Here is an 11,188-nt window from a genome sequence, read left to right as displayed (position 1 = left end):
GGATTGCCCCCATAGCCGCCATCCCAATAGGCAACGCCCTTGATCTCGACGGCGCGGAACAGTTGCGGCAGGCAGGCCGAGGCCATCACCGTGTCGAGATCGATCTCGCCATCGGAAAACACCCGCAACTGCCCGGTCTCGACATTGGTGGCGGAAATGAACAATTCCATCGATTTGCAGGCGCGGACGTTCCGGAAATCGATCTCCTGCGCCACCACATCGCGCAGCGGATTGAGGCCGAGCGGGTTGGYGACATAGGGCGAGAACACCCGCGACATGGTGTCGAAGATGACATAGCCCGGCGTGTTCTCGATCGACCAGTTGCCCCAGGCGACATCCCACGGCATGCGCTGCACCGGGCTGAACCGGCCCTTCGCCGCCACCGCGCGCCAGAAATCGTCGAGCTTCTTGCGCGCGCCCTCGACCCCGCCGCGCACAAAACCATCGGCCAGCGCCACCGCGTTCATGGCGCCGGCACTGGTACCGGAAACCGCCGATATCTCCAGCCTGCCGTCCTCCAGCAGCCGGTCGAGCACGCCCCAGGAAAAGGCGCCGTGCGAGCCGCCGCCCTGAAGCGCGATGTTGATCTTCTTCGTTTCCTCCGCCTTGCCGTTCTTGGTCATGGCGTTCCTGTCATCCTGATGCGCCGGCCTGCCCCAACGTCATTGGAGGGAAGCAGCTACTGACGCTCTATGTTGCAGTGCAGCATATAAGGACGGACCAAGGCAAGAACACGAACACGGTCGCGTGATCACATGAAATTTCGGTCATGCCGAAAAGCCCCTCCGCTTCAATGCGGAGAGGCCCCGGTCCTTCGAAACAGGCTGGGACTTCAGGCGACGAGATCCGGCACCGGACCGACATAGCGCGATTGCGGACGGATCAGCCGTCCGGTCGTCTGCTGCTCACGCGCATGCGCGATCCAGCCGGCAACGCGCCCGGCGGCGAAGACATTGCTGAAGGCTCGCGGCGGAAAACCCGCCGCTTCCAGCACCAGGGCGGTGTAGAACTCGACATTGGTCTGCAGCGCGCGCTGCGGCTTGGCGATCCGCAGCACCTCGAGCGCCGTCTGTTCGACCTTTTCGGCGAAGGCCAGCCGGCGACCTGTTTCGCCCTCGCTGCCGAGTTGCCGCACCACCGCCTTCAGCACATCGGCGCGCGGATCGCGCACGCGGTAGATGCGATGGCCGAAACCCATGATGCGCCTGCCCTCAGCGATCTCGTCGCGCAGCCAGCCGGCCGCATCGCCATGCGCCTGGATGGCATCCAACATCTCGATCACCGGGCCGGGCGCGCCGCCATGCAGCGGCCCCTTCAGCGCACCGAGGCCTGCCAGCACCGACGAGGTCAGCCCGGCCAATGTCGAAGCAACGACGCGAGTGGCGAAAGTCGAGGCGTTGAGGCCGTGATCGCAGACGGTCACCAGATAGGTGTCTAGCGCTTTAGCCAAGGCCGGCGACGGGACGGATCCCTTGAGCATCCGCAACATGTCGGCGGCATGACCGGCCTTGCCGTCCGGCGCGATCGGCTGCTCGCCACGCTGCAGGCGCAGCAAGGCAGGCGTCAGCACCGCCGGCGCCGCGATCAGCCGCAAGGCGTCCGTCAGCGTCTCGCCGTCCGGCAACAGGGCCATGCCGGCGCGCATGGCGCTGTAGATTTCAAGCGGCGCCAGCAAGGGCAGCGACGGCTGGAGGCGGTCGAACACCTCGACGCGCGCCTCGCCCAGTTTCTCCGCCAGTTCGGTGTCGCCAGGCAGATCCTCGAAGAAGCCATCGAGCAGCAAGTGAACCACTTGCGGATAGGTCCATCGTCCGGCCAACTCGGGCAGCGAATGACCTCGGATCGTCAGGCGGCCGCCCAGACCATCCACGTCGGACAGCACGGTTTCAGCCGCCACCACATCATCGAGCCCATTCGCCATAGCCTTGTCTCCTTGAAGCTTTTCCGGATCGGAGATAAGGCTGGGCGATACAAGCATCAATCTTGATCAATAGAATCAATATCGGAGCTATCATGTCCGAATGGTTGTCGCGGGAAGAGGCGCTGGAAAGGCTCAAAGTGAGGCCGCAGACGCTCTACGCCTATGTCAGCCGTGGGCGCATCGGCATGCGCCCGGACCGGGCCGATCCGCGCCGCAGCGAATATCGCGCCGATGATATCGCCGCACTCGCAACGCGCCGGGCGCGCGGACGAAGCCCCTCGGCCATCGCCGAAAGCGCCATTGCCTGGGGTGAGCCGTCGATCGTCACGGCGGTTTCGACCGTCTGGCACGGCCAACTCATCTATCGCGGCCAGGACGCCGCTGCGCTGTCCGACCATGCCACGCTGGAAGAAACCGCCGCTCTGCTTTGGGCCTTGTCTGAGCCGGTGCGTTTCGAAGCGCCGCAGCCGGATGCACCGCGTCAACTCGGCCGGGCCCCGGCCTTTGCGCAGCTTGCTTTGCTGGCCGGCCAGGGCCGGCCTTCGCTTGGCCGCAACGCCGCCTCTTTGTGCGCCGACGCCGCACGCGCGATCGGTGTGCTGGCCGGTGCCCTCGGTGCCGAGGCGGGGCCGGATCCGGTGCATCGGCGATTGGCGCGGGGCTGGTCGGTCGAAGATGGCGGCGCGGATGCGATCCGGCGTGCGCTTGTGCTGCTCGCCGATCACGAGCTCAACGCATCGACCTTCGCGGCCCGCGTCGCGGCCTCGACTGGAGCCTCACCCGCCGCCTGCCTGCTGGCGGGCCTGGCGACACTGTCCGGCCCACGCCACGGTGGTGCTGGCGAAGCGGTGATGCAGCTTGCCGAGGATGCAGCGCGGCATGGCGCCGATGCCGCAATCCGGCGCTGGCTGGGCCATGACCGGCCATTGCCGGGCTTCGGCCATCCGCTCTATCCCGAGGGTGATCCCCGCGCCACGGCGCTTCTGGCCGCCATCGGCAACCCCGACGAGACCTTGCGGTCGCTGGAAACCGCCGCCATTGCCGCGACCGGCGCCCAGCCGAACATCGATTTTGCCCTGGCCGTGCTGACGCGCAGTCTTGGCTTGCCGCGCGATGCACCGTTCCATCTGTTCGCACTTGGGCGCAGCGTCGGCTGGGCCGCGCATATGGTCGAGCAGATCGTCAGCGGCAGCATCATCCGGCCACGCGGCCGCTATGAGGGACTGTTGCCCTGACAACGTATGAAGTCGTCAGGCGGCGTTGGCATTGGTCCCGAACCGCGCCCGGTACGCGGCGGGCGTCGTGGCGAATTGCTGACGGAAGTGATGCCGCAAGGTCGCCGCAGCACCAAATCCGGAGATCTCGGCAATCCGCTCGATCGGCATGGCGGTGTCTTCCAGCAGCGTGCGCGCCCGCGAAAGCCGTTCCGAAAGCAGCCAGCGCGCCGGTGTGACGCCGGTCGCCGCCGCGAACCGGCGCAGAAATGTCCGCTCGCTCATCCCGGCCAGGCCGGCCAGGGTGGCAACGGGATAGTCGGCGGAAATATCGGCGCGCATTCTGTCGATCAAAGGCCCCAGCCGGCTGCGTTCGTGCGGCTCGGGAACGGAACTCTCGATATACTGCGCCTGGCCGCCATCGCGATGCGACGGCACGACCAGGCGGCGCGCCACCATATTAGCCGCCTTGGTGCCGAAATCGCGCCGCACCAGGTGCAGGCACAGGTCGATGCCGGCAGCACTGCCGGCCGAAGTCAGGACATTTCCCTCATCGATGTACAAAACGTCAGGGACCACGGTGATGTCGGGATACATCTCCCTCAGTCTCTCGCTGTAGCGCCAATGCGTGGTTGCCTTCTTGCCTGAGAGCAGGCCTGCGGCGGTAAGCACGAAGACGCCCGAACAGATGGACAGAATGCGTGCGCCCCGCTCATTGGCCTTGCGAAGCGCGTCGATCAGCACTCGCGGCACCGGACAATCCACGCCGCGCCATCCAGGCACGATCACCGTGCCGGCCTCGCCGATCAGGTCGGGTCCGCCATCGGCAACGATGCGCACGCCGCCCATCGCGCGCATTTCACCCGCGTCTATGCCGGCGACGGCAAACCGGTACCAGTCCGCACCCATCTCCGGTCTGGGCAAGGCGAACACCTCGGCCGCCACGCCAAATTCGAACGTGCACAGCCCGTCATAGGCGACGGCAACGACCAGCGGATTGCTAAGGGGCCGATTGGGCACATTTGGCATGATCTTGACGATATATGGCAAAGCTGCCAGCTGCAATCACTTGGCCTCGTGCTTTATCTCCTCCGCATCAGCAACGGAGATACGTGGATGAGCTACGTGACAGACATTCCGGCGGCCCCGCCGGAAATCGCCCGAGACCATTTCCTGCGCCGGCTTTCCGTCGAGACCGATTGTTCCGACGTTGCCGCGACGCTGCGCGGCGGAGAGCCGGACTTTGTCCTTCTGCACGTCGTCGGTTCGCCGGAAGCCTATGAGCGCCGCCATGTGCCGGGTGCACTGCATCTGCCGCACCGCGAGATATCGGCCGAGCGGATGGCAGAATGGCCGGCAGGCACGCTGTTCGTCGTCTATTGCGCCGGACCGMATTGCAATGGCGCGGACCGGGCGGCTTTCAAACTCGCCAACCTCGGCCTGCCGGTGAAGATCATGATCGGCGGCATAACAGGCTGGCAGGACGAAGAGCTTCCTTTCGCTTCAGGCAAGGAGCCTGGTACTCTGCGGGCATGATCCAAACTCGGAGCCCAGCGCGCAAAGCGGCTGATATCGTGCGGCCGTTCGAGCAGCCGGATGTCGGCGCGGTGCTCGTCCTTATGCGGGCGCTCGCCGTATTCGAGGGCTATGACGACAAGTTCCGTGTTACCGAGGCGGACATCGTCGAACACGGGCTGGGGCCTTCACCTCGCTTCGGCGTGTTCGTGGCGGAAGTCGACGGGGCGATTGTCGGCATCGCCGTCCACTATCTCATCCCCTGGACCTATGATCTGAAGCCGGTCGTGGTGCTGAAGGAACTCTACGTAGCCGAGGCGGCGCGCGGCATGTCGGTCGGCCATGCCCTTGTGAAACGGCTCCGCGACCATGCCGTCGCCATAGGCGCATCCGCCATCAAGTGGACGGTGCTGCGATCCAACATGCCGGCCAAGGCCTTCTATCGCTCGCTTGACGGGCGGGCCGACGAGATCTGGGAATTGTGGCAGATGACGACCGACGGATAAGGCACGGCCGGGTTGGCCCAAGCCTTACCGGCTGGTCGGTTTACGACATCGTGTCGAGCTTGCGCTGCATGGCCGCGATCTGGCTCTTCAACTCCTGAAGGTCGTCGGACTTTTCCGGCGCTTCCTTCCTGGCTGGCTCGGTCGGGGCCGCGGCTGGCGCGGAGCTGGCTGGCGGGAACGGCGTGAACAGGCGCATCGCGTTCTGGAACATTTCCATGTTGCGGCGCGTCTGTTCTTCCAGCGCCTTGATCGGCGTCGCGATCTTCATCACGTCCAGCGGCGACTTGCCGATGGCGCCCTTCATCTGCTCGCGAAAGCGCTCCTGCTCCTTGGAGAAGGCCAGCATCGACTGTTCGAGGAAGCTCGGCACGATCATCTGCATCTGGTCGCCATAGTAGGCGATCAGCTGGCGCAGGAACGGGATCGGCAGCATGTTCTGCCCATCCTTGTTCTCCAGCTCGAAAATGATCTGGGTCAGCACCGGATGCGTTATGTCATCGCCGGTCTTGGCGTCCTGGACGGTGAACTCCTCGCCCCTCTTGACCATTTCGGCCAGATCCTCGAGCGTCACATAGGTGCTCGTCCCCGTATTATAGAGGCGGCGATTGGCGTATTTCTTGATAATGATCGGATCGTCTTTYGCGGCCATCTGCATCCTCCCCGGACACCGGCACRCCTGAGTAAGCAGCCGGTAACGATTGCGCCCYTTTTGAGGATATGCGCAAAAGCCTCATAATTCCAAGCAGTTTGTGCAGTGCGGGATCACATAATGCTGCATAGCAGGCAAAATATGCTGCGCAGCAGCGGCCTGCCTGCGGGCGCAGCAATGCGCGACCTGCTTGCTGCGCATGGGCGCCATGCCGATTTCCGGTTTGACTTGGGGTTGGGAAAGGGCAAGAAAAGTCCTCAACGACAGAACAACACCCTTGAAGTCTGGAGAAGAAAATGTCCGATTCCATCGTCATTGCCAGCGCCGCGCGCACCGCCGTCGGCTCCTTCAACGGCGCCTTCGCCRMCACGCCGGCGCATGAGCTCGGCGCCGTCGTCATCAGGGAACTTTTGTCGCGCGCCGGTGTCGAGGCCGCCGAAGTCGACGAGGTCATCCTCGGTCAGGTGCTGACCGCAGCCCAGGGCCAGAACCCGGCCCGCCAGGCCTCGATCATCGCCGGCCTGCCCAAGGAAACCACCGCCTGGGGCCTCAACCAGGTTTGCGGCTCGGGCCTGCGCGCCATTGCACTCGGCATGCAGCAGATYGCCRCKGGYGAYGCCAAGGTGATCATCGCCGGCGGWCAGGAATCGATGTCGCTKTCGCCGCACGCCSAGCACCTGCGCGCCGGCGTCAAGATGGGCGACTACAAGATGATCGACACCATGATCAAGGACGGGCTGTGGGACGCCTTCAACGGCTATCACATGGGCAACACCGCCGAAAATGTCGCCCGCCAGTTCCAGATCACCCGCGACGACCAGGACCAGTTTGCGCTGGCCTCGCAAAACAAGGCCGAGGCGGCGCAGAAGGCCGGCAAATTCAAGGACGAGATCGTCGCCTTCACCATCAAGGGCAAGAAGGGCGACACCATTGTCGACCAGGACGAATACATCCGCCACGGCGCCACGATCGATGCCATGACCAAGCTGAAGCCGGCCTTCGACAAGGACGGCACCGTGACCGCCGCCAACGCTTCCGGCATCAATGATGGTGCGGCCGGCGCACTGCTGATGAGCGAAGCGGAAGCGGTAAGGCGCGGCATCACCCCGCTGGCGCGCATCGCGTCCTGGGCAACCGCCGGCGTCGATCCGGCGATCATGGGCACCGGACCCATTCCCGCCTCGCGCAAGGCTTTGGAAAGGGCCGGCTGGTCGGTCGGCGATCTCGATCTGGTCGAGGCCAACGAGGCCTTTGCCGCGCAGGCCTGCGCCGTCAACAAGGACATGGGCTGGGATCCGTCGATCGTCAACGTGAATGGCGGCGCCATCGCCATCGGCCACCCGATCGGCGCTTCGGGCGCCCGCATCTTCAACACGCTGGTTTTCGAGATGCGCCGCCGCGGCGCCAAGAAGGGCCTCGCCACCCTGTGCATCGGCGGCGGCATGGGCGTCGCCCTGTGCATCGAAGCACTCTGAGCAAATAGCGAATAGGAAGTAGCGAATAGGGAAGAACGGCGTCGGCGCGATGGGACATCAAATCGCTATTCGCTACTCGCTTCAGTGACAAAAAAGGGAGGACATATGACCAAGGTTGCAATCGTCACGGGTGGATCGCGCGGCATCGGCGCGGCGATCTCGATCGCTTTGAAAGCCGCCGGCTATTCGGTTGCCGCGAACTATGCCGGCAACGATGAGGCGGCGGCGAAGTTCAAGGCCGAGACCGGCATTCCGGTCTACAAATGGTCGGTCGCCGACTATGACGCTTGCGCCGCAGGCATCAAACAGGTCGAGGCCGACCTCGGCCCGGTCTCGGTGCTGGTCAACAATGCCGGCATCACCCGYGAYGCCATGTTCCACAAGATCACGCGCGACCAGTGGAAAGAGGTCATCGACACCAATCTGTCTGGCGTTTTCAACATGACGCATCCGCTGTGGAACGGCATGCGCGASCGCAAGTTCGGCCGCGTCGTCACCATCTCCTCGATCAACGGCCAGAAGGGCCAGGCCGGGCAGGTCAATTATTCCGCCGCCAAGGCCGGCGACATCGGCTTCTCGAAGGCATTGGCGCAGGAAGGCGCCCGCGCTGGCATCACCGTCAACGTCATCTGTCCCGGCTACATCGCCACCGAAATGGTCAAGGCGATCGACGAGAAGGTGCTCAACGAGCGCATCATCCCGCAGATCCCCGTCGGCCGCCTCGGCGAGCCGGAGGAGATTGCGCGCTGCGTCGTCTTCCTGGCTTCCGAAGATGCCGGCTTCATCACCGGCTCGACCATCACGGCCAACGGCGGCCAGTATTTCGCCTGAGGCTTCCCGACGCTCGGCAGCCGCCTGACAATCGCGATTTGTCAGGCGGCCAGTTTCAGTTGGGGTCCGGCTTCAGACTTGCTGGCCGCGACTGATCCCGGCTTGCCCGAAGGCGCCGGAAGCCGGGCCAGCGGCGCCCGGCTTAGCCCTGACAGTTTCAGCGCGATGCGACGCTTCAGCAGCGGGCTGAGGTTCACCACGGAAAGCGCCAGATTGCGCAGGAACCGCTTCACCGGATTGCGGGCAAGCGCCATGTCGGTCATCCTGCCCGCAAGGTCGAGGACCTCCTGAGCCGCCGGGCGGCGCAGCGTTTCATAGAGCTCGAGTTCCGCCTCGGAACGAACGCCGTTCACCACATCGCCAAGCAATTGGCCAAGCACGACCGCATCGATGATGCCTGTGTTCATACCTTGCCCACCCGCCGGGCTGTGGACATGGGCGGCATCGCCCATCAGGAACAGCCGGTCCTTGCGATAGGCCCGGACCAAGCGATGATGAACGCGGAATCGCGAACTCCAGGTGATGCCAAGCACCCGGGCTCGCCTTCTGGTCGGTCCGCGGCTGTCGAGCAGCGCCTGGATGTCGGCGACATCAGGTTTTTCCGGCGCCTCATCCATTGTCGCGACGACACGATACGATCCGTCCGGAAGTGGCGCCACCACCACCAGTCCGGCCGGGGCAAAGAACAGCGACACCTCAGTCGGCCCCACCGGCCAGTCGAGACGAACGTCTGCCAGCACAAACGAGCCATCATAGGCCTCGCCGTCGAACTCGATGCCTGTCGACTTGCGCACCAGGCTTTGCATGCCGTCGGCACCGACGACGTAGCGCGCCGATATGATTTTCTCTTGGCCGTTTTCAACCACTGTCACCCGCGCGCCGTCACTGTTTTGAGCAATCGCCACAGCCTCGACTTCGCGATGAATGGTGCCGCCAAGTGCGGAGATCCGTTCGGCGAACACCTGCTCGGTCAGATTCTGCGGCAGCATCATCAAGTAAGGATATCTTGATGGGAGCTTGCCGAAATCGAGCTTGAGCAGCGCCCTGTTTCGGTCGCGTATGGCGAAATCTTTCAGCTTCACCGAAAGCTCGCTCAGCCGCTGGGTGACGCCGAGCGGTTCGAGCGATTCCAGTGTTTGCGCATGGATCACACCGGCGCGTGACGTCTGCAGGCCGTGAGCAAGCTTCTCGATCAGCACGTGATCGACACCGGCCTGGTGCAGGGCAATGGACAGCGCCATGCCGGTCGGACCGGCACCGATGATCAGGACTTCAGTTTTTTCAGACAGCATTTTCCCATCTGCATTTATCAACAACCGTTGACTTTCTAATAAACCGCATTGCATTTGTCAACAGGCGTTGGCATATGCATCTTCATGACCGAGAATCAGCCGAAAAAAATCACCAAGTCAGACCGTACACGGGCTCAAATCCTCGAAGCCGCGCGCCAACTTTTCGCCGAGCACGGCTATGACGGCGCCTCCATCCGAGACGTAGCAGCGCAGGCCTCGATCGATCCGGCGATGGTGATCCGTTATTTCCACAGCAAGGACGAGTTGTTCGCCAGGGCGGCAGTCGTGAACCTGCAACTGCCCGATCAGCGGATCGATCCAGCCGCTATCGGCGAAACGCTGATCAGGCGCTTTCTCGTGAACTGGGAAGGTCCGGCCAACGGACCCGGAATGATAATCCTGCTGCGCTCGGCGGCTTCGAACGAGCACGCAGCCGACAAGGTCCGCGATGTCTTCGCCAACCAGGTGAGGCCCATGGTCGCTTCGATCGGCGACCCAGCGGATGCCGGCCGGCGCGCCGGGCTGGTTGCCAGTCAGTTGCTGGGTCTCGCCATGTGCCGATACCTGTTACGGCTTGCGCCGGTGGTCGCGCTATCCCACGAAGACATCATCCGAAATGTCGGCCCCGTATTGCAACGCTACGCCATGGGTCACGACGCGCATTGAATTTGGGGATGTGCCCCAATCCGGCACGCAAAGGTTAATGGCGGCAATGCCGCCTGTGCGAACCCTGTGGGCAAGCCTGTGAATTCTCGGTGGATAAGCTGTTCACAACACAAGATATTGGCGGAACAAAACGGGAAAATACCGCCGGCTCTGTTTTGTCGCCGATTCGTTCCGGCTTTGAGCGGAAGTTAACGTTAATGGCCCGGAATCGCCTGTGGTTGCTTAACACCCGGTTCAGAAAGATTAACAATTTCATAATGTTAATCGTCCAACCTCGGGCCGGCTCTGTGGTTTCCCGGCAAAGATTAAGGACGAAGCTCGCCTTGCATAAAACGGGCCAGTTCGGCGATTCAGCATGTGGTGAGACTCATGGCCACAAAATCCACATGTAGCCGTGAACAAAAGCTGAATCTGCCGGAGTCACTGATTCGTCGCCGATTCGTTCCAGACTCGTTCCAACTCTTAATCAGCAACCACTTAAGGGCTTGACAGAGAGGCCTTCGAGCCGCTGGCGGAACATTCCGCTTTCGCTTCGCGCCCGAAATCCCTATGTGTCGGCTGTCATACGCGCCAGTTGAGGCACGCTCCCGACAACCAGAGGCCAGAAAGCCTYATTTCCRRGCCGATGAACATCCAGCCGAAACAAACYCAGCCGCTGATCCTGTCGGGCCGCGACGTGACTGCAGTGCTYGGCCCGACCAACACCGGCAAGACCCAYCTCGCCATCGARCGCATGGTGGCGCAYGARASCGGYRTCATCGGCCTGCCGCTCAGGCTRCTGGCCAGGGAGGTCTACAGCCGCGTCTGCGAAAAGGTCGGCGCCCACAAGGTGGCGCTGATCACCGGCGAGGAGAAGATCCAGCCGCCGGGCGCGAAATATTCGGTCTGCACCGTCGAGGCCATGCCGCGCGAAACCGACGCCGCCTTCGTCGCCATCGACGAGGTGCAACTGGCCGGCGATCTCGAGCGCGGCCACATCTTCACCGACCGCATCCTGCATCTGCGTGGCCGCCAGGAAACGCTGCTGCTAGGCGCGGCCACCATGCACGGCATTCTCCAACGCCTGCTGAAGGGCGTCTCGGTGGTGACGCGGCCGCGGCTGTCGCACCTCGCCTATGC

12 protein-coding genes are annotated in these 11,188 nt (G+C 63.4%); 7 read left to right on the top strand and 5 right to left on the bottom strand.

Annotated features, from left to right (window positions below):
- Both AC1DX0_RS23000 and AC1DX0_RS22995 read right to left on the bottom strand, forming a co-directional pair.
- The coding region (locus tag AC1DX0_RS23000; protein ID WP_477356951.1) for a patatin-like phospholipase family protein at positions 1–623 on the bottom strand (623 nt) is incomplete at its 3' end.
- Positions 624–832: 209 nt separating this feature from the next.
- Positions 833–1,921, bottom strand: coding sequence for a citrate synthase/methylcitrate synthase (locus AC1DX0_RS22995; RefSeq protein WP_477221749.1), 1,089 nt, complete (start codon positions 1,919–1,921; stop codon positions 833–835).
- A gap of 92 nt (positions 1,922–2,013) precedes the next feature.
- On the opposite strand from AC1DX0_RS22995, the gene AC1DX0_RS22990 reads away from it, so the two are divergent.
- Positions 2,014–3,156: a citrate/2-methylcitrate synthase gene (locus tag AC1DX0_RS22990; RefSeq protein ID WP_477221748.1), complete on the top strand. Its 1,143-nt coding sequence runs from the start codon at positions 2,014–2,016 to the stop codon at positions 3,154–3,156.
- 15 nt (positions 3,157–3,171) lie between these two features.
- Here the strand turns inward: AC1DX0_RS22990 and ftrA are convergent, their stop codons facing one another.
- Positions 3,172–4,164 carry a transcriptional regulator FtrA gene (gene ftrA, locus AC1DX0_RS22985; protein WP_477221820.1) on the bottom strand — a complete coding sequence of 331 codons (993 nt, stop codon included), beginning with the start codon at positions 4,162–4,164 and terminating at the stop codon, positions 3,172–3,174.
- Between the two features lie 87 nt (positions 4,165–4,251).
- Between ftrA and AC1DX0_RS22980 the strand changes: the two genes are divergently transcribed.
- Together AC1DX0_RS22980 and AC1DX0_RS22975 are read left to right on the top strand one after the other, a co-directional pair.
- The gene (locus tag AC1DX0_RS22980) at positions 4,252–4,671 is read left to right on the top strand and encodes a rhodanese-like domain-containing protein (RefSeq protein WP_477356949.1); all 420 of its coding nucleotides are present in this window, start codon (positions 4,252–4,254) and stop codon (positions 4,669–4,671) included.
- The gene (locus tag AC1DX0_RS22975) at positions 4,668–5,156 is read left to right on the top strand and encodes an N-acetyltransferase family protein (RefSeq protein WP_477221746.1); all 489 of its coding nucleotides are present in this window, start codon (positions 4,668–4,670) and stop codon (positions 5,154–5,156) included. The genes AC1DX0_RS22980 and AC1DX0_RS22975 overlap by 4 nt, the downstream gene beginning before the upstream one ends.
- Before the next feature lie 40 nt (positions 5,157–5,196).
- Here the strand turns inward: AC1DX0_RS22975 and phaR are convergent, their stop codons facing one another.
- A complete protein-coding gene (gene phaR, locus AC1DX0_RS22970; RefSeq protein WP_477221745.1) occupies positions 5,197–5,805 on the bottom strand; it encodes a polyhydroxyalkanoate synthesis repressor PhaR in 609 nt (202 codons plus the stop codon).
- 296 nt (positions 5,806–6,101) lie between these two features.
- Here phaR and AC1DX0_RS22965 point away from each other — a divergent pair, with 296 nt between their 5' ends.
- Together AC1DX0_RS22965 and phbB are read left to right on the top strand one after the other, a co-directional pair.
- On the top strand, positions 6,102–7,280 hold the full coding sequence (locus AC1DX0_RS22965; RefSeq protein WP_477356947.1) for an acetyl-CoA C-acetyltransferase: 1,179 nt from the start codon (positions 6,102–6,104) through the stop codon (positions 7,278–7,280).
- 105 nt (positions 7,281–7,385) lie between these two features.
- A complete protein-coding gene (gene phbB, locus AC1DX0_RS22960) occupies positions 7,386–8,111 on the top strand; it encodes an acetoacetyl-CoA reductase (RefSeq protein ID WP_477356945.1) in 726 nt (241 codons plus the stop codon).
- Between the two features lie 41 nt (positions 8,112–8,152).
- Here the strand turns inward: phbB and AC1DX0_RS22955 are convergent, their stop codons facing one another.
- A complete protein-coding gene (locus AC1DX0_RS22955) occupies positions 8,153–9,403 on the bottom strand; it encodes an FAD-dependent oxidoreductase (protein ID WP_477221742.1) in 1,251 nt (416 codons plus the stop codon).
- An 84-nt stretch (positions 9,404–9,487) separates the two neighbouring features.
- On the opposite strand from AC1DX0_RS22955, the gene AC1DX0_RS22950 reads away from it, so the two are divergent.
- On the top strand, positions 9,488–10,069 hold the full coding sequence (locus AC1DX0_RS22950) for a TetR/AcrR family transcriptional regulator (RefSeq protein WP_477221741.1): 582 nt from the start codon (positions 9,488–9,490) through the stop codon (positions 10,067–10,069).
- A gap of 625 nt (positions 10,070–10,694) precedes the next feature.
- Positions 10,695–11,188 (top strand): DEAD/DEAH box helicase (locus tag AC1DX0_RS22945; protein ID WP_477356943.1); only part of this gene is annotated, 494 nt, incomplete at its 3' end.

Source organism: Mesorhizobium sp. P3_A9 (assembly GCF_056402975.1).
This window is presented reverse-complemented; position numbering and strand designations above follow the sequence as displayed.

Bases quoted from the DNA above. Each gene is read 5' to 3' on its own strand.
- AC1DX0_RS22950 (WP_477221741.1), top strand. From the start codon at position 9,488: ATGACCGAGAATCAGCCGAAAAAAATCACCAAGTCAGACCGTACACGG.
- AC1DX0_RS22975 (WP_477221746.1), top strand. From the start codon at position 4,668: ATGATCCAAACTCGGAGCCCAGCGCGCAAAGCGGCTGATATCGTGCGG.
- AC1DX0_RS22990 (WP_477221748.1), top strand. From the start codon at position 2,014: ATGTCCGAATGGTTGTCGCGGGAAGAGGCGCTGGAAAGGCTCAAAGTG.
- AC1DX0_RS22955 (WP_477221742.1), bottom strand. From the start codon at position 9,403: ATGCTGTCTGAAAAAACTGAAGTCCTGATCATCGGTGCCGGTCCGACC.
- AC1DX0_RS22995 (WP_477221749.1), bottom strand. From the start codon at position 1,921: ATGGCGAATGGGCTCGATGATGTGGTGGCGGCTGAAACCGTGCTGTCC.
- ftrA (WP_477221820.1), bottom strand. From the start codon at position 4,164: ATGCCAAATGTGCCCAATCGGCCCCTTAGCAATCCGCTGGTCGTTGCC.